Here is a 23,349-nt window from a genome sequence, read left to right on the forward strand (position 1 = left end):
CCTCCTCCTGACTGAGTGCTTAAGTAGCCACAGCAAGCAGGACGCGTACGTCGCGATGAAGGCCCACATTGGCCGGACTTCGCTGGACACGGGAATGGCCAACCATTCCCGACGCACCTGACACCGACCGTGAGAAGTCGTGTGTGCCGAACGCCGTTTCCGGCAGCCCGGAAACCGACGGTACTACATGAAAAGAATGCTGATTAACGCAACCCAACCCGAAGAGTTGCGTGTTGCACTGGTAGATGGCCAGCGCCTCTACGACCTGGACATCGAATCCGGTGCACGCGAGCAGAAAAAGGCCAACATCTATAAAGGCCGGATTACTCGCATCGAACCAAGCCTCGAGGCTGCCTTTGTCGATTTCGGCTCTGAGCGCCATGGCTTCCTGCCCCTCAAAGAAATCTCCCGCGAATACTTCAAAAAAGCCCCCGAAGGCCGCGTCAACATCAAGGACGTCCTGAGCGAAGGCCAGGAAGTCATCGTTCAGGTCGAAAAAGAAGAACGTGGCAACAAGGGCGCCGCCCTGACCACCTTCATCAGCCTGGCCGGTCGTTACCTGGTGCTGATGCCGAACAACCCGCGTGCCGGCGGTATCTCCCGTCGCATCGAAGGTGAAGAGCGCAACGAACTGCGTGAAGCCCTGAACGGCCTGGTTGCGCCAGCCGACATGGGCCTGATCGTGCGCACTGCCGGCCTGGGCCGCAGCAGCGAAGAAATGCAGTGGGACCTCGATTACCTGCTGCAACTCTGGACCGCCATCAAAGAAGCTTCGCTGGATCGTTCCGCGCCGTTCCTGATCTACCAGGAAAGCAACGTGATCATCCGCGCCATCCGCGATTACCTGCGCCAGGACATCGGCGAAGTGCTGATCGACAGCGTTGAAGCCCAGGACGAAGCCCTGACCTTCATCCGCCAGGTGATGCCGCAGTACGCCAGCAAGATCAAGCTGTACGAAGACAGCGTGCCGCTGTTCAACCGCTTCCAGATCGAAAGCCAGATCGAGACCGCCTTCCAGCGCGTCGTCGAACTGCCTTCCGGCGGCTCCATCGTCATCGATCCGACCGAAGCCCTGGTGTCCATCGACATCAACTCGGCGCGCGCCACCAAAGGCAGCGACATCGAAGAAACCGCGCTGCAGACCAACCTTGAAGCCGCCGAAGAAATCGCCCGTCAGTTGCGCCTGCGCGACATCGGCGGCCTGATCGTCATCGACTTCATCGACATGACCCCGGCCAAGAACCAGCGCGCCGTGGAAGAGAAAGTCCGCGAATGCCTGGAAGCCGACCGTGCTCGCGTGCAAGTCGGTCGCATCTCGCGCTTCGGCCTGCTGGAAATGTCCCGTCAGCGCCTGCGTCCATCCCTGGGCGAAAGCAGCGGCATCGTCTGCCCGCGCTGCAACGGCACCGGCATCATCCGTGACGTCGAATCGCTGTCGCTGGCGATCCTGCGCCTGATCGAAGAAGAAGCCCTGAAAGACCGCACCGCCGAAGTTCGCGCCCAAGTGCCGATCCCGGTCGCCGCGTTCCTGCTCAACGAAAAACGCAACTCGATCACCAAGATCGAACTGCGCACCCGTGCCCGCATCGTCATCCTGCCGAACGATCACCTCGAAACGCCGCACTTCGAAGTTCAGCGTCTGCGCGATGATAGCCCGGAAGCCGCAGTCGGCCAGTCCAGCTACGAAATCGCTGCTGCCGCTGCCGAAGTCGAAGAAGTCCAGCCTGCCGCCGCGACCCGCACCCTGGTTCGCCAGGAAGCCGCGGTGAAGACTGCACCGGTCCGCGCCAACGCTCCGGTTCCAGCCGAAGTCGTCGCTGCCGCCCCCGTTGCCGCACCGGTCGCCGCGCCAGAGCCCAGCCTGTTCAAAGGCCTGGTGAAGTCGCTGGTCAGCCTGTTCGCGACCAAGCAAGAGCCAGCTGCTCCGGTTGTGGTTGAGAAGCCAGCGACCACCGAGCGTCCGGCCCGTAACGAAGAGCGTCGCAACGGTCGTCAGCAAAGCCGCAACCGTAACGGTCGCCGCGACGAAGAACGCAAGCCTCGCGAAGAACGTGCACCGCGTGAAGAGCGCGCACCCCGTGAGCCACGCGAAGAGCGTCAACCACGCGAAGCCCGTGAAGAGACCACCACGCCAGTAGTCGCTCGCGAAGAACGCGCTCCACGTGCCCCTCGTGAAGAACGTGCACCGCGCGGTGAAGAACGCGCACCCCGTGCTCCTCGCGAAGATCGCAAGCCCCGTGGCGAACGTGAAGAGCGGGTTCGTGAACTGCGTGAGCCGCTGGATGCCATCGCTCCGGCTCCGGCTGCCGCCGCTGCCGCTACCGCTACCGCCGAAGAACGTCCAGCCCGTCCGCCACGGGAAGAACGTGCTCCACGCCCGCCGCGTGAAGAACGTCAACCACGTGCCGAACCAGCGGCTGCCGCCGTTGCCGAAGAAGAGCTGACCGGTAACGAAGAGCAACTGTCGGAAGACGGTCAGGAAGGCGCCGAAGGCGATCGTCCACGCCGCCGCTCCCGTGGCCAGCGTCGTCGCAGCAACCGCCGCGAGCGTCAACGCGATGCCAATGGCAACGTGATCGAAGGGTCGGATGAGTCCGAGTCCGCCGAAGGCGAAGCCAGCGAAACCCGCGAAGCGCCAAGCGCTGCCGATCTGGCCGCCGGCCTGGCGGTTACCGCAGCCGTTGCCAGCAGCGTGATCAGCGCTCCAGCCGAGGCCCAGGCCAACGAGCAAGCCGAACGCGCCACTGCCGCCAACCTGGACACAGCTCCAGTGGAGGCGCCAGTCGTTGAAGCGACCACGCCGGTCGAAGTCACCGCGTCCCCGGAAATCGAAGTCGCGCCGACGCCTGAAGCCCAGCCTGAAGTTGAAGCTGTGGCTGAGCCGGCAGTCGTCGCCGAAGCGCCAACCGTGGCTGCAGAGCCGGCAGCTGAAACAGTCGCCGAAACCGTGACCGAAACCGTTCGTGAAGTTCGCGAAGAGCAGACCGCCTTCAATTGGGTTGCCGAGCCAACTGCCGCCGAAGCCCCAGAAGCTGAAGCCATGGTTTCCGAGCCAGTGGTGGCAGCTGCCGAACCTGCACCGGTGGTGGAAGCTGCACCGGCAGTCGAAGCGCCAGCGCCGGTTGTCGCCGAAGTGGCGGAACCTGAAGTCGAAGCGGCGCCTGTCAGCGCCCTGACGCCAAGCGGCCGTGCGCCGAACGACCCACGTGAAGTGCGTCGTCGCAAGCGTGAAGCCGAGCGTCTGCAGAAGGAAGCCGAACTGGCGGCCGCTGCTGCACCGGCAGTGGTCGAGGCGGCACCGGTTGTTGCTGAAGTGGTCGAGGCAGCTCCTGCCCCGGCTGCCGAAGTCGCTGCCGAGCCGGTTGACTCCGCGATCGACGAAGCGCCACGCTCCGTTCAGGAAGCAGTAGAGCAACGCGAGCAAGCCCAGGAAAAAGAGCACGAGACTAAACCCCTCGCCTGATTCCATCGGCCATTGAAAAGCCCCGCCTGGTGAATCCAGGCGGGGCTTTTTTTATGTCCGTTGTCATGCAGGCAAACCGTATTATCGTTCTTCGCTGGCAAGCCAGCTCCTACAGGGTTTGCGTCGTATTCCGGTCAGGTGAACGACACACCCTCTGTAGGAGCTGGCTTGCCAGCGAAAGCGGTCTATAAGGCAAAGACCAACGCCTCAGGCACATCCACATCCCACAACACCCCGGGATCGTCCACCGCGACTTCAACCACCCGCGCCTGCGCAAACAATGGCTTGGCCCCATGATCGCCCGATAACGCCATCAACCCCGGCCCGAGCGTGCGCCCGAAACCCACCGGATGCCCGTACTCACCGTCCTGCACCGGCACACTGACAGCGTCATCGGCAATCCCGTCCAGCACCTGTTCGATGCTCGAAGGCAGAATAAACGGCATATCCCCCAACACAATCAACCATCCAGCGAGCTGCGAACACGCCGCCACCCCGGCCGCAATGCTGTCACCCATGCCGGTCGACTCGACCAGTACAATCTCGCAACCATAAGCCTTGGCCATGCGAATCACTTGCGGGCGGTCGACGGTCGTCACCAGGACGCGCTTTTCCAGGCGGGCGGGCAAATTCACCAGCACCTGCTCGATCACCGAATGAACAGCGCCATCACGCCCGGTACAGTCCGCCAACAACTTGTCCTTTTCGTCACCCGCCACCTCGCGGAAACGGCTGCCCCGCCCCGCCGCCAGCACAATCACGCCGATGGGTTCAATCATACTTCCTCCTGCAACGGCTTCTTCTGCTTCAGCTCGATACCGTTCTTGATCGCGACAATTTCGGCCAGCAGCGACAAGGCGATTTCCGCCGGGGTATGGCTGCCGATGTGCAAGCCGATCGGGCCATGCAGCCGCCCGATGGCCTGATCTGACAAGCCTAGCTGAGCCAGGTTGTCCCGGCGCTTGCGGCTGTTGACCCGGGAACCCAATGCACCGACATAAAAAGCCCTGGAGTCCAGGGCGGTGAGCAACGCCATGTCGTCCAGTCGAGGGTCGTGGGTCAGGGCAACGATGGCGGTGCGTTCGTCGGTCTGGATGTTCAGCACTGCTTCATCCGGCATACCCGACACGAAGCGCCCGTGCTGTTCTTCCCAGCCGTAGACGAACTCGGTGCGTGGATCGCAGATCAGCACTTCGAAATCCAGCAGCCGCGCCATTTCGGCGACATACCGGGACAATTGCCCCGCACCGATCAGCAACAACCGCCAGCGCGGCCCGTAGATGGCGCGCAAGGTCTTGCCATCGAACGTCAGCGCGTCGGTCTTGCTGGCCGGTTGCAAAACCACTGCACCGGTCTCTATATCCAGCGCCCGCGCCACGATGTCGTGGGCCTCGCAACGTGTCAACAGCTCGGCAACCCAGGCCGGGTCACCGACTCGCTCCTCGGTCAGCCGCAAGGTGCCGCCGCAGGGCAAGCCGAATCGCGCGGCCTCCTCACGGGTGACGCCGTAGGTGATCAGCTGCACCGGCGGCCCATCGGCCGGAATCCGCCCATCGTGCAGCCGGGCGATCAGATCGTCTTCGACACAGCCTCCCGACACCGAGCCGATCACCACCCCGTCTTCACGCAAGGCCAGCATGGCGCCAGGGGCCCGGGGCGCGGTGCCCCAGGTCTGGACCACGCTGTACAACACCACCCGCTGACCGGCGCGACGCCACTGCAACACACTGCGCAGTACGTTCAGATCGACGCTGTCCATCAGGCCCGAGCCTTCTGCCAATCCTGCAACTGGTAACGCACCGGCAGATCGCGGATGCGTTTGCCGGTAGCGGCGAAGATCGCGTTGCACAGCGCCGGCGCAATCGGCGGCACGCCCGGTTCGCCGACACCGCCCAACGGCACATCGCCCGGCGGCGTCACCAGATGCACCGCGACTTCCTTGGGTGCCAGGGACATGCGCGCCACTTCGTACATATGGAAGTTGTCCTGCTGGACCTTGCCATCCTTGAAGCTGATCTCGCCCAGCACCGCGTTGCCCAGGCCCATCACGCAGGCGCCTTCGAACTGCGCGCGGATCCGTTCCGGATTGATCTGCGGACCGCAATCCACGGCGATGTCAGCCTTGTGCACGATCAAGGTGCCGTCGTCTTTGACTTCGACCTCGATCACCGCGGCCACGTAGGTGACGAAGCTGTAATGCACCGCCAGCCCCAGGCCTCGGCCCTTGGGCATTTCACGGCCCCAACCGGCGGCTTTGGCCGCGGTTTCCAGCACCGTGCGCATCCGCCCGGTGTCGATCGGATAACGCTCGGGCGATTCGCCGTAGTTCCACTCTTCACTCAGTGTGCGCGGATCGATCTGCCGATCCGGACCGAGCAATTTGATCTGGTACTTGAGCGGGTCCTGCCCGGCCTTGTGCGCCAGCTCATCGACAAAGCTCTGGATTGCAAAGCCGTGGGGGATGTTCGACACCGAGCGGTACCAGCCGACCCGGGTATGGATCGCCGCTTCAGGGTTTTCCAGGCGCACGTTGGGGATCGCATACGCCATGTTGGTGAACCCCATGCCCAACTCGAAGGCCGCTTCGTGATTCATCCCCGGCGCGAAGAGTGCAGTGATGCTCGGCGCTACGGTGCGGTGCAGCCAGGCGGACGGCAGGCCGTCCTTGCTCAGGCTCGCCTTCAGGTATTCGGCCGAGACCGTGTGAAAATAGGAACAATGGATGTCGTCTTCACGGGTCCATTGCACCCGCACCGCCTTGCCCGGGAACTCCTTGGCGAGAATGGCCGCTTCGATGATGAAGTCCGGTTTGGACTTGCGACCGAAACCGCCGCCCAACAACGTCACGTTGAAGGTAACCTTTTCGAAGGGAATGCCCAGGCGTTCGCCGATGCGCTCGCGGCTGACTTGCGGCGCCTGGCTCGGTGCCCAGGCTTCGCACAGGCCGTCCTTGAAGCGCGCGATGGCGACCATCGGTTCCATCGGTGCCTGCGTGAGGTGCGGCAGGTAGTAGGACGCTTCCAGGGTACTGTCGGCGTTGCCCATGGCCTCCTCGATGTTACCGGTATTGCGCACCACTTTGCCGGGCTTGAGGGATGCGGCTTCCAGTTCCTTGCGGTAGGCGATCGAGTCGTAACTGGCATGAGGACCGTCGTCCCACTCGATTTTCAACGCATCGCGGCCCTTGATCGCCGCCCAGGTATTGCTGGCGACCACCGCCACGCCGCCCAGCGGTTGAAACTCCAGCGGCAGCGGCCGATCTTCGATCTGAATGACCTTGATCACCCCGGGGACTTTCATCGCCGCGCTGGCGTCGAAGGATTTGACCTTGCCGCCATACACCGCAGGTCGGGCAATGGTCGCGTAGAGCATGCCCTCGAAATGCACATCGGCGCCGTAGACCGCGCGACCGTTGACGATGTCGTCACCGTCGATCGCCTTGCTGCCTTCCTTGCCGATGTAGCGAAATTCCGACGGTTGCTTGAGCCGCAGACTGTCGCGGGCCGGCACCGCCAGCGCGCCGGCAGCGGCGGCCAGGGCGCCGTAACCCAGTTCGCGACCGGTCGGCTGGTGGATGACTTTATGCAATTGCGCCCGGCACTCGCTGACCGGCACTTTCCACTGCTGCGCGGCGGCCTGTTCGAGCATGGTCCGTGCGGCCGCACCGCAGCGACGCATCGGCTCGTACCAGTGGCGCATGCTGCGCGAACCGTCGGTGTCCTGGTTGCCGAAGCGTACTTCGTCCCCCGGCGCCTGTTGCACCTTCATCATCGCCCAGTCCGCTTCCAGCTCATCGGCCACCACCATGGTCAGGCTGGTGCGCACTCCCTGGCCCATTTCCGAGCGGTTGCAGACCACGGTCACCGTGCCGTCATCAGCGATACTGATGTACACCTTCGGGTCATCGATCCAGCCGTGGGGCATGCCGTCGGCACCGAATTTCTTCTGTTCCCCGGCAGCGAACGCGTCCTGCCAGCCCCAGCTGGCCACCAGCACCAGGGCGCTGGTGGCACCGACACCTTTGAGAAAACCACGGCGACTGAGGTTGCTCAGGGCGAAATCATTGGGTAACCGGCTCATGCCTTGGCCTCCTTCAGGTGAGTGGATGCCTGGCGGATGGCAGTCTTGATGCGGTTGTAAGTGCCGCAACGACAAATGTTGCCGACCATCGCCTCTTCGATCTGTTCATCACTGGGGTTCGGGTGGGTCTTGAGCAAGGCGGTGGCGGACATGATCTGCCCGCCCTGGCAGTAACCGCACTGCGCCACGGCGGTGTCGAGCCAGGCTTGCTGGACGACCTGCCCGACCGGGTCGACGTGCAGGTTTTCGATGGTGGTGACGTTCTGGCCGGCCACCGAGCCGATCGGCGTGATGCAACTGCGCGCCGGAGCGCCTTCGATATGAATGGTGCAGGCGCCGCACAGGCCCATGCCGCAGCCGAATTTGGTGCCGTTGTAACCGGCCACATCGCGGATCGCCCAGAGCAGCGGCATATCCTCGGTGACGTCGAGTTGATGGTCTTGACCATTGAGCTTCAGGGTAATCATGGGCACGCCCGCATATTTCTGGAGGTTATGGGGTCGAGCAATCTGCCGCCATGAGGATGGCGGTTGGCATCACACAGATCGACTCAGGCTAATGGGCTCTCTTATGCAGACGGCAGGGTCTGCATCGGGCCTTTGGTGCAGCAAAGAGTTGCATCGTTAGGTGGCTAAGTTAACCCAGCATTAACAAAAAAGCCCTGCACAGTTGAAGGTGTGCAGGGCTTTGGAATCATCCACTAAAGCTTAGCTTCAATAACGATTGGGCTCCATTTCCAGGTCAACGTGGAAACGTTCAGAAATGTCTTTCTGGATGCGCTGCGCCAGATGCAGCAATTGCAGGCCGGTGGCGTTGCCGTAGTTGACCAGCACCAGCGCCTGCAGCTTATGCACGCCGGCGTCGGCCTCGCGGAAACCTTTCCATCCCGCGCGCTCGATCAGCCAGCCCGCCGCCAGCTTCATTTGCCCGTCGGGTTGCGCGTAGGCCACCAGGTCCGGGAATTCACCCTTCAACTGCGCCACGAGTGCGGCGGGCACCAAGGGGTTCTTGAAGAAACTGCCGGCATTGCCGAGCACCGCCGGGTCCGGCAGTTTTTCGTTGCGGATGCTGCAAATGGCCTGGCTGACATCGGTGGCCGTGGGGTGATCGATGCCCTGCTCGGTCAGGCGCTGCCGCACCGGGCCGTATTCCAGATGCAGGTGCGCGGCGCGGTCGAGGAGGAAACGAACCCGCAGGATCAACCAGCGTCCCGGCTCCTGCTTGAACAGACTGTCGCGGTAGGCGAAGTTGCATTCTTCCAGGGTGAAGTCCCGCAGGTTACCGGTCTGGCGATCCAGCGCGGTCAGGCCGGCGAACACGTCCTTGATTTCCACGCCGTAGGCGCCAATGTTTTGCATCGGTGCCGCGCCGACGGTGCCGGGAATCAGGCTGAGGTTCTCCAGCCCCGACAACCCCAGGGCCAGGGTGTGTTGCACAAAAGGATGCCAAGGCTCGCCGGCCTCGGCTTCGATCACGACCTTGCCACCGGCTTCGCTCAGGAGGCGAATCCCGCGGGTGGCCATGCGCAGCACCAACGCCTGGATATCGGCGGTCAGCAGCAGGTTGCTGCCGCCGCCGATCACCAGCAAGGGCACCTGATGTTGCGCCGCATAGGCCAGGGCTTCGCGCACGTCGGCATCGCTGTGGGCCTCGGCGAACAACCGGGCCTGGACGTCCACCCCGAAGGTATTGAACGGTTTGAGCGACACCTGGGGCAGTACCTGCAAACTCATAACCGCCCCTTCAATTCGATCACCAGCCGATCACTGGCGCGCTCGATCAAGTCGAGCACCTGCTCAAAGCCCTGGTCGCCGTCGTAATACGGATCGGGGACTTCGTCGATTTCCGACTCGTAGCGACGCAGGAACAGGTCCAGCTCGGCCTTGCCCTTGGTCGGTTGCAGGGCCTTGAGGTTGCGCAGGTTGCTGTTATCCATCGCCAGGATCAGGTCGTAGGCGGCGAAATCGGCACGGGTGACTTGCTGGGCGCGTTGCGCGGACAGGTCGTAGCCGCGCAGCCTGGCCGCGGCCTGGCTGCGCTTGTCCGGCGCCTTGCCGACGTGCCAGTCACCGGTGCCGGCGGAGGCGACTTCGATGTGATCGGCCAGCCCTGCTTCGCGCAGCTTATGCCGCAGCACCCCTTCCGCCGTGGGCGAACGGCAGATATTGCCCAGACAGACGAACAGGACCCGCATCAGGCCTCCAACAGGCGACGAACGCGCTCGAGGTCTTCAACGGTGTCGACGCCGGTGGGTGGTGCGATCAGCGCATCGGCGACGTGAATCCGCACGCCGTGCCACAGGGCCCGCAGCTGTTCCAGGGATTCGGTGTTTTCCAGCCAGCACGGGCCCCAGCTGACGAAGTCATGCAGGAAACCGGCGCGGTAGGCATAGATGCCGATATGACGGCGATACGGTACGCCTTCCGGCAGTTGCTCGCGGTTCTTGGCGAAGGCATCCCGGGCCCAAGGCAAGGTGGCACGACTGAAGGTCAGCGCCAGGCCGTTGAGGTCGCTGACGACCTTGACCACGTTGGGGTTGAACAGGGTTTGCACATCCTCGATCGGCTCGGCCAGGGTGGCCATGCGCGCTTCGGTGTGGGCGGCCAGGTTGGCGGCGACCTGATCGATCACGCTCGGCGGGATCAGCGGTTCGTCACCCTGGACGTTGACCACGATCGCGTCGGGCGCCAGGCCCAGTTTCGCCGCGACCTCGGCCAGGCGATCGGTGCCGGAATTGTGGTCTTCACGGGTCAGTACCACTTCGGCGCCAAACCCCTGGCAAGCCTCGACGATGCGCGCATCGTCAGTGGCCACCACCACGCGCTCGGCGCTGCTCTTGCTGGCCTGTTCCCAGACGTGCTGGATCATCGGCTTGCCGGCGATCAGCAGCAGCGGTTTGCCCGGCAAACGGGTCGAGGCGTAACGCGACGGGATGACAACGGTAAAGGCTGTGGTCATTTATCCAGGCGCTCGTCGGTGGTCAGGGTGCGGGCTTCGGTTTCGAGCATCACCGGAATGCCGTCGCGAATCGGGTAGGCCAGGCCGGCGCCCTTGCTGATCAGCTCGGTCTTGTCGGCACTGAGCTTGAGTGGGCCTTTGCAGACCGGGCAAGCGAGGATATCGAGCAATTTGGTGTCCATGTGCATTCCCTGGATAAAGTCGGTTTCAAGGCAAAAGTCGAGCCGGCAACAGGCGCATCAGCTGCGTATCGAACCAGGCCACGAAGGCCGGTGATGGCGCAGCATCGACCGCCAGGTACCACCAATCGGCGGCGGCGAAGGCACGGCACTTCACCGCGTCCTTTTCAGTCATCACCAACGGCAACGACGGGGTGAAGTTCAAGGCCTGGACGCTGTAGTCGGCGTGGTCGGCAAACGCATGGGGGACTGGCTGCCAGTGTAGCGTTTCGAGGGTCGTGAAGAAACGTTGCGGATTGCCGATCCCGGCCACCGCGTGCAAGGCCTGGCCGGCGGCAAAGTGGTCGAGGGGACGTCGTTCGCCGCTTTGCAGGTTGACCAGCGCGGTGGGCCGTAGCTGGAAGGAAAAACCGCCGTCGCGGTCGGTCGTGGCGCCGTTGTAGAGCACCGCGTCGACGCTTTGCAGGCGCTCGGCCGGCTCGCGCAACGGCCCGGCCGGCAGGCAGCGTCTATTGCCAAGGCCACGGGCGGCGTCGATCAGCACCAGTTCCAGGTCGCGGGCCAGGCGATAATGCTGCAGGCCGTCATCGGACAGGATCAGGTCCAGCGGTTCACTCGCCAGCAAGGCTTTGACCGCGCGGCTGCGGTCCGGATCGATCATCAACGGCACGCCGGTGCGCTGGACGATCAACAAAGGCTCATCCCCGGCGATTTCGGCGCCCTGCTCGGCTTCGACCCGCCACGGCAGGTGCGGCGGTTTGGCGCCGTATCCGCGACTGACCACGCCCACCCGCAAACCGCTACGCTGACAGTGCTGGATCATCCATAGTATCAACGGCGTCTTGCCGGTGCCGCCGACGGTGATGTTACCGACCACGATCAATGGCACCGGCGGCTGATAGATCTCGCCCTCACCCGCCAGGAAGCGCTTGCGCTTGTTGTCGACCACGCGCCGGTACAGCCACTCCAGCGGCTGCAACAGCTTCAAGGCCGGATGACCCTGGTACCACGCGGCGAGCAAGCGATCGGACATGGCCATCAGGGCGCGGGCGGCGCCGCCTCGACAGTGGTCATGCGCAGGTGACTGAAGCCGAGTTTACCGGCGGCGTCCATGGCGGTGATGACGGCCTGGTGCTGGGTCTTGCCGTCGGCGCTGATGGACAGCGGCAGAGTGGTGTCACCGCTGGACTCTTTCTGCAGCGCATCCATCAGGGTCGCCAGGTCATTCTTCGGCAGCACCTGGTTGTTCAGCGAGAACACCCCTTCGGCACTGATGGCAACGTCCAGGTGCTTGACCTGCTGATCTTCGGCAGGCGCACCGCTGACCGCTTCCGGCAGATCGACGCGTAACTGGGTTTCACGGGTGAAGGTGGTGGTCACGACGAAAAACAGCAGCAGGATAAACACCACGTCGATCAGCGACGCGAGGTTGATGTCCACATTCTCCCGTTGCTTGCGGCGGAATTTCACGCTTTTTTGCCCTCGGACAGGTCAACGTCACGATCACCTTGCACAACCTCGACCAGCTTGATCGCTTCCTGCTCCATGCCCACCACCAGCTCATCGATCCGGCGTTGCAGGAAGCGGTGGAAGAACACGGCGGGAATGCCGACCATCAGGCCCGCGGCGGTGGTGATCAGCGCTTTGGAAATACCGCCGGCCAGCACCGCAGCGTTGGTGCCCATGCCCGAGCCCATGAACGCACTGAAAATGTCGATCATGCCCAGCACAGTACCGAGCAAGCCCAGTAACGGGGCCATGGCGGCGATGGTGCCCAGGGCGTTGATGTAGCGTTCGAGGTCATGAATGACCCGGGCGGCGGCCTCTTCGATGCACTCTTTCATGATCTCGCGACCATGTTTGGAGTTGGCCAGGCCCGCCGCCAGGATCTCGCCCAACGGCGAGTTGGCGCGCAGTTCCTTGAGCTTCTCTTTATTGAGTTGCTTGTCCTTGATCCAGACCCAGACCTGCCCGAGCAAATGCTCCGGGGTCACACGGCTGGCGCGCAGGGTCCAGAGACGTTCGGCAACGATTGCCATGGCCGCGATGGAACTCAGAATGATCGGCAGCATCATCCAGCCGCCGGATTTGACCAATTCCCACACAGTGACAGTCCCCTCGAAAAAGTGCGCCACTCTAACATAGGGGGTGGGCGCACCGAAGGCCGGGATATCGCCTCCGGTGGGCTTCGTTCAATCGCGATCAAGGTGCAGGCCGCCAGAAACGCCGTTCCTGACGCATTGTCCAGGCCGGCTTGAATTGTCCCAGTTGCAGACGGATGGCACCCTGTTCGGCGCTGTCATGAATCGCCATGCCTCGCTGTTTATAGCGCGCCACTACCGTGGGATGGGGATGGCCGAAGGCATTGCCCTGACCACGGGAAATCAATGCCGCCGCGGGTTGCAGCGCGGCAAGCAGCGCCGGCGAAGATGAACTGCGACTGCCGTGATGGGGTGACTGCAACCAATCGGTGGTCACCGCCAGGGCACTGCCGAGCAGGGCTCGCTCGGCCGCTGTGTCGATGTCACCGGTCAACAGCAGCCGCTCGCCGTTGGCTTCGATCTGCAACACGCAGGATTTTGGATTGCTCTCCCGGGCTGCGGCCCATTGCCACAGCGTGAACTGCACGTCATCCCAGGTCCATTGCCGACCGCTCTCGCAGGCCTCGGCTTGTAGCTCGGCAGGCAACTCCAAGGGTTCGCCACTGAGTACGCGCATCACCGGCAACCCTTTGGCGACAGCCTGCGCCCCGCCGGCGTGATCGGCATGGGCGTGGCTGATCAGCATCAGATCGAGGGCGCTCACGCCCAGTTTGCGCAGCGTCGGCAGTACCACACGCTCGCCGAGGTCGTTATCACCAAAACGTGGCCCGGCGTCGTACAGCAGCGTGTGATGACGTGTACGCACCAGGATGGCCAGCCCTTGGCCGACGTCCAGTTGCCAGATTTCAGCCGTGCCCTCCGGCAACAGTTGCCGCGGTGGAAACACCAGCAACAGCAGCAGCGGCCAACCCAGCAGGCGAAGAGGTACCCCACGAGGCATCAACAGCAGCAACGCACCCAGTGCGCCCAAGGCCCCTATCCACCACGGCACCGCCGCCGGCACCCACGCAGGGAAACGCCCGGCCATCAGTGCAAGGCCTCTGAACAACAGATCGATCAAGCCACCCGCCACCCACAGCAACCCTTCGCCCACCAAAGGGATGGGCAACAGCAACGTCCCCAACAAGGCTGGCGGCAGCACCACCAGACTGATCCAGGGCACGGCCAGCAGATTGACCAGCGGCCCGCTGAGACTGATCGGCAAGCCCAGTACCAGCAACAACGGGCCCAGCCCGATCGCGATCAGCCACTGGGCGCGAGTCCAGGCGTGCCACCAGCGCCAGGGCCCCAGGCGGCCGCCGAAAATGAAGATCAACACGGCCACCGCCGCGAAGGACAACCAGAAACCCGGTTGCAGACTCGCCAGCGGGTCCAGCAGCAGAACGCCGTTGAGCGCCAGCAGCAACGGCCACCAGGCACCAAGGTGACGAAAACGCAGTCGCCACAACAGCACCAGGCCGATCATCAAGCAGGCCCGCCGCACGGGCACGTCGAAGCCGGCCAGCAAGCCATAACCGAGCGCTGCGGCGAACGCCAGGCCGCAGGCCCATGGCAGCCAGGGCAAACGGCCCGGCCACAGGCCATAACGGGCCAGGCCGGCGATCAGCACGTACACCAGCCCCGCCAGCAAGCCGATGTGCTGCCCGGATATCACCAGCAAATGCACGGTGCCGGTGTCTTGCAACACTTGCCAATCCTCGCGACTGAGCCCGGCGCCATCCCCCAGCACCAAGGCCGTCAGCGCCCCCGTTCGGCCTTGGGCATCCACGGCCTGCAAGCGTTGGCGGATGCCGTCGCGCCAGGCCCATCGGGCTTCCTTCAGGCGCACGCCATCCTTGACCGTCCCGGTGGCGCCGATGCGTTGCGCCAGCAGCCAGGCGTCGTAATCGAAGGCATGGGGATTGAGTAGCCCGGCAGGACGTTTGAGTTTCACCGCCAGTCGCCAGTGTTCGCCGCTGTTGACTGGCGGCCCGCCGTACCAGGCCAGGCGCAACAATGGCGGAACAGTCTCGCGTCGCGAGCGGGCGTCTGCCAATTCGAAACGCACCACCGCCTCACCGTTCTGGGGCAATCCCACCACCCGCCCTTCAACCCAGCGGGTTTCGCCATCCAGATTGACAGGCAGGCGATCATCCAGCGCCCACTGCGCATTCGCACACGCCCAACTGAAGCCGAACAGAAAAAAGGCCAATGGATACGTCCGAAACGGCAGCATCATCAAAGCCGCGACCGGCAACGCCAGCCAAAACCAGACCGGCGGTAGTACAGGTAAAAAACGCAGGGCCAGCAAACCCAGCGCCAGCGCCGTCATCCCTATGCGCATAAGCCCGTCCTTGAGAGTTCCAGCCCTAGGCATAGCCGGCTTATCGCACGACTGTGGTTATCAATTGTCACAAAGTCTGAATGGGCGGTTCATGGAATCCAGACATACTTGCCGCCTTAACCGACCGAGAAGCCTTATGCCCCGGCGCTTATTCAAACGTTACATGCCAGACCCGACGAGCATCAGGGAACACAAGTCCTTACGCTTTCTCGGCACGCTGCTGCATGATCCAAACCTCTGGCACCTCAACCGACACTCCGTCGCCCGGGCCATGGCCGTGGGTCTGTTCGCGGCTTTTCTGCCGATCCCCTTGCAAATGCTGGTGGCCGCCATCCTCGCCATCATGGTGCGCGGCAACATGCCGATCGCCGTCAGCCTGGTCTGGCTGACCAACCCGATCACCATGCCGGCCGTGTTCTTCTGTACGTACCAGACCGGTGCCTGGTTGATGGATGTCCCTGCCCGGCATTTGCCGGATGAATTGACCTGGGAGTGGATCAGCGGCCAACTCTCGACGTTGTGGCAACCGTTCCTGCTGGGATCGGTGGTGGTGGGGCTGGTACTCGGTGGCTTGGCTTATTGCCTGGTGATGATGTATTGGCGCTGGTGGGTGGGGCGGCAATGGGCGCGGCGCAAGAAAAAGCGGATGCAGTGAATGCAAAACGGCCTCCTTTTTGGGGAGGCCGTTTTTTTGTGGTGCCTGGGCTGACGCCTTCGCTGTAGGAGCGAGGCTTGCCCGCGAACCAGACGACGCGGTCGCTCGTCAGGTACGCATCCCGCGACCACTCACCAGCAACCGCGCACAACCGATGTACAACACCACAGTCGCCACCAGCATGAAGGTAATCGCCACGCTGATCCGGATATCCGAAACGCCCAGGATCCCGTAACGGAAGGCGTTGACCATGTGCAGCACCGGGTTGGCCAGGGACACGGTCTGCCAGAACGGCGGCAGCAGGCTGATCGAGTAGAACACCCCGCCCAGGTACGTCAGCGGTGTCAGCACGAAGGTCGGAATGATCGAGATATCATCGAAGTTGCGCGCAAACACCGCGTTGATGAAGCCCAGCAGTGAAAAGATCGTCGCCGTCAGCACCACCACCAGAATGGTCACCCCCAGGTGATGCACCTGTAGCTGGGTGAAGAACAGCGACAGCAGCGTCACGATGACCCCGACCATCAACCCACGCAGCACGCCACCCAGGGTGTAGCCGATCAGAATCGTATGCGGCGACACCGGCGACACCATCAATTCCTCGATGGAACGCTGGAACTTGCTGCCGAAGAAACTCGAGACCACATTGCCGTAGGAGTTGGTGATCACCGACATCATGATCAGTCCCGGCACGATGTACTCCATGTAAGTGAAGCCACCCATGTCGCCGATCTGCCGACCAATCAGATTGCCGAAGATCACGAAGTACAGAACCATGGTGATGGCCGGCGGCAGCAAGGTCTGCGGCCAGATCCGGGTAAAGCGTTTGACCTCGCGGTAGACGATGGTATTGAGGGCAACGAGATTGGGTTGCAGCTCGGAACTCATACCGCCACCTTCGACAGATTTTTCTCCACCAGGGACACGAACAACTCCTCGAGGCGATTGGTTTTGTTACGCAGGCTCAGCACTTCGATGTTCTGTTGAGCAAGCTGAGTAAACAGCGCGGTGATGCCCATGGCCTTGTCCACCTGGACTTCCAGGGTGTGACTGTCGAGCAATTTGGTGGCGTAACCGAGTAACTGCGGCGCCACTTTCAGATCGTTTTTCATGTCTAGCAAGAAGGTTTCAACATGCAGTTGGCCGAGCAACTGCTTCATGCTGGTGTTCTCGACGATGGTGCCGTGGTCGATGATGCCGATGTTGCGGCACAACTGCTCAGCCTCTTCCAGGTAGTGGGTGGTGAGGATGATGGTGATGCCTTTCTTGTTCAGCTCGGTAAGGAACGTCCACATCGAGCGACGCAGTTCGATATCCACACCCGCCGTTGGTTCGTCGAGGATCAGCAGGCGTGGTTCGTGGACCAGCGCCCGGGCGATCATCAGCCGCCGCTTCATGCCGCCGGACAGCGAACGCGATGGCACATCGCGCTTGTCCCACAGGCCGAGCTGGGTCAGGTATTGCTCGGCCCGCTCCTTGGCGATTTTTGGCGGGATCCCGTAGTAACCGGCCTGGGTCACGACGATGTCGAAGGTCTTTTCGAACTGGTTGAAGTTGAATTCCTGCGGCACCACGCCGATGGAGCGCTTGAGCTGCGCAGGATTCTTGTCCAGGTCGTTGCCGAAGATATTCACCGTTCCGCTGGTCTTGTTCACCAGGGTCGAGAGAATGCCGATGGTCGTGGATTTGCCGGCGCCGTTAGGGCCGAGCAAGGCGAAAAAATCACCTTCGGCGACGTCCAGATCGATACCACTCAAGGCCTGGAAACCGTTGCCGTAGGTTTTGGTTAGCTGCCGGATGGACAGAGCGGAACTCATATCGGATTTACGCACCAAGAAGGGAAGAAAGGAACAAATAAGGGCGGACGGCGAGCAATGCAACCGCAGCGCGTGGACACAATGGTGCTTGTCGCCGTCTCACAAGTACAGTCAAGTGTGTCGATAGTGAGTATTAAGTCAACGCGGTCATGACGGCTTTCTGATAGGCCGGACGCTGCTTCAGTCGTGCGTACCAGGCTTCGACATGAGGCTGTGGCGCGCGCTCGATCGGCATCTCGAACCAGGCATAAATGAAACTGCCGAGGGGAATGTCGCCCATGCCGATGTCGTTGCCCGACAGGTACGGTTGGGTCGCCAGCACTTGATCGGCCATCGACAGCAGATCGTCACATTCCTTGATCGCCGCCTTGATGGCGGGCCAGTCCTGCTTGTCTGCCGGCGTGCGCAATACACCCCAGAACACCGTGCGGAACGGGCCGGCAAAACTTGAAGTGGTCCAGTCCATCCACTTCTCGGCAGCGGCGCGGGCCTGGGGATTCTCCGGGTACCAGGCCGTGCCGTTGGCATGCAGGGCCATCAGGTAACGCACGATGGTGTTGGATTCCCACAGCACGAAACCGTCGTCTTCAATCACCGGCACGCGACCATTGGGATTCATCGCGCGGTACTGCGGCGTATCGACTACACCAAAGGCGCCGCCGGCATCGATCGCTTCATAGGCCAGGCCCAGCTCCTCGGCAGCCCACAAAGGTTTCCTGACATTCGACGAATTTTTCCGACCCCAGATCTTCAGCATGACCGCCTCTTTATGGATGAATGCGCAGGCAGCATACGCCGGATCAGGCGCGACTCAAATCGCTCTGCATATCACCCAACAACACCGGCAGTGGCTCGCTGAACAGATGCGGGTAGCACTTTTCCAGGTGCTCGAAAAAGAACGTTTCAGGCACGTCGGGGAATTGGCCGTGATCGATCAGGTACTCCATCAATTGCGCTCCGTCGCGATTGAACGGATGGAATACGCTGTCGTGGATGCCGTCGAATTCCAAGGGTTCGACATTGAACAGTTCGCACAAGTCCTGGTTGAACGCCGGGGTGGCTTTGACCCAGCTTCCGTTCAGGTACAGTTCGGTATAACCGTGCATGGCGAACACGTCGCTCTTGAGCAATTCGAGCAGGCGTGGCGTCGATAAATGGTTGCGCACATCCGCCAGGCCGATGCGTGCGGGGATCGAGCAATGCCGCGCGCATCCGGCCAGCAGCGTGGCTTTGGGCACGCAGTAACTCATCCCGGCTGCCAGTGCATGACTGCCACGCAAGGTCTGCGGGTCGCGACTGAAGGTGTAAGGGTTGTAGCGCACGGCCTCGCGCACCGCGTAATAGAGATTGATCGCCTGCTCGAGCGGGTCGCGACTGCTGCCTCGATGTTTTTCGGCGAACTCCACCACCGACGGATGGTCACTATCGATGAAGCGGCCGGGGCTCAGATACTCGTGCATGAGAACACTCTCCTGGGGAAGCCACGAGTCTAGCGACAGGTTCAGCACAGAGATAACGACGTTTCGGCCAAACTTAAGCGCATTGTCGCTCGCTCCATGCATGATTTTTGACGGCCTGTCGCCCATCAGTCCTACAAAATTCATCACGGTTTCCCACGATTTCAATCACATCGCTCTGACCACCTTGTTTTACGGATGCCGTCTAAGCTCTGAAGGCTGGTTTTGCCCTGGTTTCACGGAGGATTAAATATGCTGCTGTTGTGGATACTGGTTCTGGTTGTCGGGATCGCTTATTTGGCTCACCGGCGCATCGCCCCGCTGCCCGCCATGGGTATCGTGGCTGTCTACCTGTTGGCGATGGGTATTTTCAGCCGTGCACCGGGTTGGCTGCTGCTGATTTTCTGGGTGTTGCTTGCGGCCACCGCGGCCCCGCTATTGCTGCCCGACCTGCGTCGCAAATACTTCAGTGCGCCGATGTTCAACTGGTTCCAGAAAACCCTGCCGCCGATGTCGCCAACCGAACGCGACGCCATCGACGCCGGCACGGTGTGGTGGGACGGCGAGCTGTTCAGCGGTCGTCCGGACTGGGACAAACTGCTGTCCTACCCCAAAGCGCAACTGAGCGAAGAAGAACAGGCCTTTATCGACGGCCCGACCGAAGCACTCTGCGCCATGGTCAGCGACTGGCAGATCGGGCAAGACATGGACCTGCCGCCAGAAGCCTGGGCCCACATCAAGGAAAACGGCTTCTTCGCCCTGATCATTCCCAAGGAGTTCGGCGGCAAAGGGTTTTCCGCCTATGCCCACTCGCAAGTGGCAATGAAACTGGCGACCCACAGCGGCGACCTCGCCTCCACGGTGATGGTCCCCAACTCCCTCGGCCCGGCCGAACTGTTGCTGCATTACGGCACCGATGAACAACGCAACCACTACCTGCCACGACTGGCGCGGGGTGACGACATCCCCTGTTTCGCCTTGACCGGTCCTCTGGCCGGTTCCGACGCAGGCGCGATGCCCGACACCGGGGTGATCTGCAAAGGGCAATGGGAAGGCCAGGAAACCCTCGGCCTGCGCCTGAACTGGGAAAAACGCTACATCACGCTGGGCCCTGTAGCCACCTTGCTCGGCCTGGCGTTCAAGGCCTACGACCCGGATCACCTGCTGGGGGACGAAGAAGACCTGGGCATCAGCCTGGCGCTGGTCCCCACCGATACCGCCGGCGTCGAGATCGGCCGCCGCCACCTGCCCCTGGGCGCTTCGTTCATGAACGGCCCGAACTCGGGCAAGGATGTGTTCATTCCCCTGGACTTCCTTATCGGCGGCCAGGAAATGCTCGGTAAAGGCTGGATGATGCTGATGAACTGCCTGTCGGTCGGGCGTTCGATTTCCCTGCCTGCGGTCGGTACCGGCGCGGCCAAATTCACCAGCCTGGTGACGGGCCAATATGCGCAGATTCGTGAGCAGTTCAACGTTCCGCTGGCGGCTTTCGAAGGCATCCAGGAAGCCATGGCGCGCATCGGTGGCAATGCCTGGATGATGGACGCCGCGCGAATGCTGACTGCCAACGCAGTAGACCTGGGCGAGAAACCGTCGGTGCTGTCGGCGATTCTCAAGTACCACCTCACCGAACGCGGTCGCGAGTGCATCAGCCACGCCATGGACGTGCACGGCGGCAAGGCGATCATCATGGGGCCGAACAACTACCTGGGGCGCAGCTGGAATGGCGCGCCGATCTTCATCACCGTGGAAGGCGCGAACATTCTCTCGCGCAACCTGATGATCTTCGGCCAGGGCGCGATTCGCTGCCATCCTTTCGTGCTCAAGGAAATGGCCCTCGCCGGCCGCGAAGACAAGGACCAGGCACTCACCGAGTTCGATGGCCTGCTGCTCAAGCACATCGGTTTTGCCGTGGGCAACGCCGCCAGCACCCTGGTGCTGAACCTCGGCCTGGGGCATTTCGAACACGCGCCGGGCAATACGCTCAGCCAGGGTTACTTCCGTGCCCTCAATCGCCAGGCCGCTGCGTTCGCCATGCTCGCCGACCTGAGCATGATGCTGCTGGGCGGTGAACTGAAACGCCGCGAACGCTTGTCGGCGCGTCTGGGGGACGTACTCAGCAACATGTACCTCGCCTCCGCCGCACTCAAGCGTTACCACGACCTCGACTCACCGGACCATATGGCCCCATTGTTTACCTGGGCCATGGAAGAAAGCCTGGGGCAGTCCGAGCGCGCACTCGATGAACTGCTGAGCAACTTCCCGAACAAGGTGCTGGGTTGTCTGCTGCGGGCAATCGTATTCCCGCTTGGTCGTCGTCACAAAGGCCCCTCGGACAAGCTCGGCGCAGAAGTCGCGGCGGTGATTGGCCGGGCCAAGGGCGATCCTGCCCTCGAAGAATTGCTCGGCGGTTGCTACCGTCCGCAATCGGCCGATGACGCCGTCGGCGCGCTGCAACACGCCTGCAACCTGTTGAACGCGGCGCAGCCCGTGCAGAAAAAACTGCATGTGGCCCTCAAAAGCGGCCAGGTCAAACCGGAGGTCGGCGAACATGTCATCGATGCAGCGCTGGAAGCCGGCGTGTTGCAGCCCGTGGAGGCGCAAACCCTGCGTGATGTCGAAGCAGCGCGGCGCAAGGTGATCGATGTCGATGATTTCGACAAAGAGGAGCTGGCGCTGACCAAAGGAAAGGTCCGCTGATCCCGTCCACCATGTAAAAAAGGGCGCGGGCGCTTTATACTCCCGCGCCCGTTTTGCTCTTGAGGACTTATCTCGTGTCCAACATCGTTGCCGATCATCTCGTTTTGCTCGACCACCTGCGCAGCATCCTGGTCGCCGTAGGTGAGGCCGATCAGGTGCCCGAAGAAAGCCATGCCTTGTTCCTGGAGCGCTTTGACGAACTGCGCGCGTTGCTGCCGGTCGATCCGATCGAAAGCCAATACCTGGGCCAGGACATTCTGTGCCAGGTGATCACCCGCTATCCACAAATCGCCCACCTGGTCCCGCGCGACCTGCTGTGGTACTTCGCCGGTGACTGCCTGCACTACATGCCCGACGATGAAATCGGCCTGTACCAGGCACTGGAAGAGCGTCGCTTCGAAGCCGAGCAGAACGACGAACCCTTCGACTGGAACCAGGAAAAACAGCTGCTGGCGATGTCGAACGACGACAGCAAGCACTGATCCACGGTCAGCAATCAAAAGGCCCGCATGGTGATTCATGCGGGCCTTTTTTATTAGCTGCTTGTTTTAAAAGAACCCATCACTTTCGGGCAACTCATATTGCGCCGCGTCTTTGGCCGACGCCCCTGGCTTGCCCGGCTTACTCAGGGTCGGCTCCTTCTCCAGGCACTCCACCAGATAATCGATCAACACCCGAAGCTTGGGCGGCAGATAGCGGGTCGGCGAATGCAGCAGCCAGGCGCCGCCGTGGTAGGACGCCAGGAAAGTCCAGTCCGGCAACACCTGCACGATGAGCCCTTGCTCCAGCGCATAACGCGCAGTGAAATACGGCAGGCTGCCAATCCCTATGTGCTGCAACACCGCGCCCAGTCGCACACCGGTGTGATTGGCCGCATACCGCCCACGTACACCGACGGTCACAGCCTTGGAGCCTTTCTTGAATTTCCACCGCGCATCGCTCGGGGTTTCACCCAGGTAGATGCAGCTGTGATTGAGCAGGTCGTGGGGATGGGTCGGCGTACCGTGTTCGGCCAGGTACTGCGGCGTTGCGCAGAGCAAATGGTCGATGGTCAGCAGTTGCCGTCCCACCAGACCGGCAGGTGGCCGATCGGTAATGCGAATCGCCAGGTCGACGTTGTCGTCGATCAAGTCCACCTGACGGTCTTCGAGCAACAACTCCACATCGACTTTGGGGTAACGCCGCAAAAATTCCGGCATATGCGGATGAATCACGAACCGCCCCACCGCTTTAGGCACGCTGACGCGCACCAACCCTTCCGCTTCATGGGTGAACTGGCCGCTGATTTCCATCACCGACTTGGCCGCGCTGACCATTTCCTGGCAGCGCTTGAACACTTCCTCGCCACCGTCGCTCAGGCGCAGTTTACGGGTGGTGCGTTGCAGCAGACGGGTGGCGAGCGCCTTCTCCAGACGCGAAATGCTGCGACTGATTGCAGAGGGTGAGGAACCCAGCTGGCGCGCGGCCTCGGAGAAACTGCCGGTTTCGACCACCTTGACGAAAATCGCCATTTCACCCAGCAGTGGCAGCGGAAGATTTATGCTCACAGCGCAACAGTCCTTTGATGTTTGAACGGATTATCACGCAATTGTGCACTCCATATAATAAAAAATAG

General features: G+C 62.1%; 21 protein-coding genes. 4 read left to right on the plus strand and 17 right to left on the minus strand.

Features of this window, described 5'->3' with window-relative positions; translation table 11 throughout:
- Positions 1–187: 187 nt before the first annotated feature.
- Complete coding sequence (gene rne / locus F8N96_RS23245) at positions 188–3,463, plus strand: ribonuclease E (RefSeq protein ID WP_150799802.1); 3,276 nt, start codon at positions 188–190, stop codon at positions 3,461–3,463.
- 185 nt (positions 3,464–3,648) lie between these two features.
- Here rne and F8N96_RS23250 read toward each other — a convergent pair whose 3' ends face one another.
- From F8N96_RS23250 to F8N96_RS23305, 12 genes are all read right to left on the minus strand, one after another.
- Positions 3,649–4,242 (minus strand): NTP transferase domain-containing protein, encoded by a 594-nt coding sequence (locus tag F8N96_RS23250; RefSeq protein WP_150799803.1) that lies wholly within the window; start codon positions 4,240–4,242, stop codon positions 3,649–3,651.
- Positions 4,239–5,222, minus strand: a complete 984-nt coding sequence (locus tag F8N96_RS23255) for an XdhC family protein (protein WP_150799804.1) — start codon at positions 5,220–5,222, stop codon at positions 4,239–4,241. Before F8N96_RS23255 ends, F8N96_RS23250 begins: the two co-directional genes overlap by 4 nt.
- Entirely contained in the window at positions 5,222–7,543 is a 2,322-nt protein-coding gene (locus F8N96_RS23260) for a xanthine dehydrogenase family protein molybdopterin-binding subunit (protein ID WP_150799805.1), read from the minus strand. The genes F8N96_RS23255 and F8N96_RS23260 overlap by 1 nt, the downstream gene beginning before the upstream one ends.
- On the minus strand, positions 7,540–8,010 hold the full coding sequence (locus tag F8N96_RS23265) for a (2Fe-2S)-binding protein (protein WP_150799806.1): 471 nt from the start codon (positions 8,008–8,010) through the stop codon (positions 7,540–7,542). The genes F8N96_RS23260 and F8N96_RS23265 overlap by 4 nt, the downstream gene beginning before the upstream one ends.
- Positions 8,011–8,256: 246 nt before the next feature.
- Positions 8,257–9,276 (minus strand): UDP-N-acetylmuramate dehydrogenase, encoded by a 1,020-nt coding sequence (gene murB, locus F8N96_RS23270; RefSeq protein ID WP_150799807.1) that lies wholly within the window; start codon positions 9,274–9,276, stop codon positions 8,257–8,259.
- Complete coding sequence (locus F8N96_RS23275) at positions 9,273–9,737, minus strand: low molecular weight protein-tyrosine-phosphatase (RefSeq protein WP_150799808.1); 465 nt, start codon at positions 9,735–9,737, stop codon at positions 9,273–9,275. Before F8N96_RS23275 ends, murB begins: the two co-directional genes overlap by 4 nt.
- Positions 9,737–10,501 carry a 3-deoxy-manno-octulosonate cytidylyltransferase gene (gene kdsB, locus F8N96_RS23280; RefSeq protein ID WP_150799809.1) on the minus strand — a complete coding sequence of 255 codons (765 nt, stop codon included), beginning with the start codon at positions 10,499–10,501 and terminating at the stop codon, positions 9,737–9,739. The genes F8N96_RS23275 and kdsB overlap by 1 nt, the downstream gene beginning before the upstream one ends.
- Positions 10,498–10,683, minus strand: coding sequence for a Trm112 family protein (locus tag F8N96_RS23285; protein ID WP_007945752.1), 186 nt, complete (start codon positions 10,681–10,683; stop codon positions 10,498–10,500). Before F8N96_RS23285 ends, kdsB begins: the two co-directional genes overlap by 4 nt.
- A 25-nt stretch (positions 10,684–10,708) precedes the next feature.
- Positions 10,709–11,719 carry a tetraacyldisaccharide 4'-kinase gene (gene lpxK, locus F8N96_RS23290; protein WP_150799810.1) on the minus strand — a complete coding sequence of 337 codons (1,011 nt, stop codon included), beginning with the start codon at positions 11,717–11,719 and terminating at the stop codon, positions 10,709–10,711.
- On the minus strand, positions 11,719–12,150 hold the full coding sequence (locus F8N96_RS23295; RefSeq protein ID WP_150765707.1) for an ExbD/TolR family protein: 432 nt from the start codon (positions 12,148–12,150) through the stop codon (positions 11,719–11,721). Before F8N96_RS23295 ends, lpxK begins: the two co-directional genes overlap by 1 nt.
- Positions 12,147–12,785 (minus strand): MotA/TolQ/ExbB proton channel family protein, encoded by a 639-nt coding sequence (locus tag F8N96_RS23300; protein ID WP_191627561.1) that lies wholly within the window; start codon positions 12,783–12,785, stop codon positions 12,147–12,149. The genes F8N96_RS23295 and F8N96_RS23300 overlap by 4 nt, the downstream gene beginning before the upstream one ends.
- Positions 12,786–12,882: 97 nt before the next feature.
- Positions 12,883–15,105, minus strand: a complete 2,223-nt coding sequence (locus F8N96_RS23305; RefSeq protein ID WP_150799811.1) for a DNA internalization-related competence protein ComEC/Rec2 — start codon at positions 15,103–15,105, stop codon at positions 12,883–12,885.
- A 136-nt stretch (positions 15,106–15,241) separates the two neighbouring features.
- Between F8N96_RS23305 and F8N96_RS23310 the strand changes: the two genes are divergently transcribed.
- On the plus strand, positions 15,242–15,760 hold the full coding sequence (locus tag F8N96_RS23310) for a DUF2062 domain-containing protein (protein ID WP_150799812.1): 519 nt from the start codon (positions 15,242–15,244) through the stop codon (positions 15,758–15,760).
- A 108-nt stretch (positions 15,761–15,868) separates the two neighbouring features.
- On the opposite strand, the gene F8N96_RS23315 is transcribed toward F8N96_RS23310, so the two are convergent.
- From F8N96_RS23315 to F8N96_RS23330, 4 genes are all read right to left on the minus strand, one after another.
- Positions 15,869–16,648: an ABC transporter permease gene (locus F8N96_RS23315; RefSeq protein ID WP_129437484.1), complete on the minus strand. Its 780-nt coding sequence runs from the start codon at positions 16,646–16,648 to the stop codon at positions 15,869–15,871.
- A complete protein-coding gene (locus tag F8N96_RS23320; protein ID WP_150799813.1) occupies positions 16,645–17,577 on the minus strand; it encodes an ABC transporter ATP-binding protein in 933 nt (310 codons plus the stop codon). The genes F8N96_RS23315 and F8N96_RS23320 overlap by 4 nt, the downstream gene beginning before the upstream one ends.
- A 133-nt stretch (positions 17,578–17,710) precedes the next feature.
- Entirely contained in the window at positions 17,711–18,334 is a 624-nt protein-coding gene (locus F8N96_RS23325; RefSeq protein ID WP_150799814.1) for a glutathione S-transferase family protein, read from the minus strand.
- Positions 18,335–18,377: 43 nt separating this feature from the next.
- Positions 18,378–19,037: a transglutaminase-like domain-containing protein gene (locus F8N96_RS23330; RefSeq protein ID WP_150799815.1), complete on the minus strand. Its 660-nt coding sequence runs from the start codon at positions 19,035–19,037 to the stop codon at positions 18,378–18,380.
- A 249-nt stretch (positions 19,038–19,286) separates the two neighbouring features.
- Here F8N96_RS23330 and F8N96_RS23335 point away from each other — a divergent pair, with 249 nt between their 5' ends.
- Together F8N96_RS23335 and F8N96_RS23340 are read left to right on the plus strand one after the other, a co-directional pair.
- Positions 19,287–21,734, plus strand: a complete 2,448-nt coding sequence (locus tag F8N96_RS23335) for an acyl-CoA dehydrogenase (protein ID WP_150799816.1) — start codon at positions 19,287–19,289, stop codon at positions 21,732–21,734.
- A 74-nt stretch (positions 21,735–21,808) separates the two neighbouring features.
- The gene (locus tag F8N96_RS23340; protein WP_150799817.1) at positions 21,809–22,216 is read left to right on the plus strand and encodes a PA2817 family protein; all 408 of its coding nucleotides are present in this window, start codon (positions 21,809–21,811) and stop codon (positions 22,214–22,216) included.
- 66 nt (positions 22,217–22,282) lie between these two features.
- On the opposite strand, the gene F8N96_RS23345 is transcribed toward F8N96_RS23340, so the two are convergent.
- Positions 22,283–23,281 (minus strand): LysR family transcriptional regulator, encoded by a 999-nt coding sequence (locus tag F8N96_RS23345; RefSeq protein WP_150799818.1) that lies wholly within the window; start codon positions 23,279–23,281, stop codon positions 22,283–22,285.
- Between the last annotated feature and the right edge of the window lie 68 nt (positions 23,282–23,349).

The organism is Pseudomonas fluorescens, assembly GCF_902497855.1.
In the GTDB taxonomy this organism is placed as follows: Bacteria; Pseudomonadota; Gammaproteobacteria; order Pseudomonadales; family Pseudomonadaceae; genus Aquipseudomonas; species Aquipseudomonas fluorescens_BI.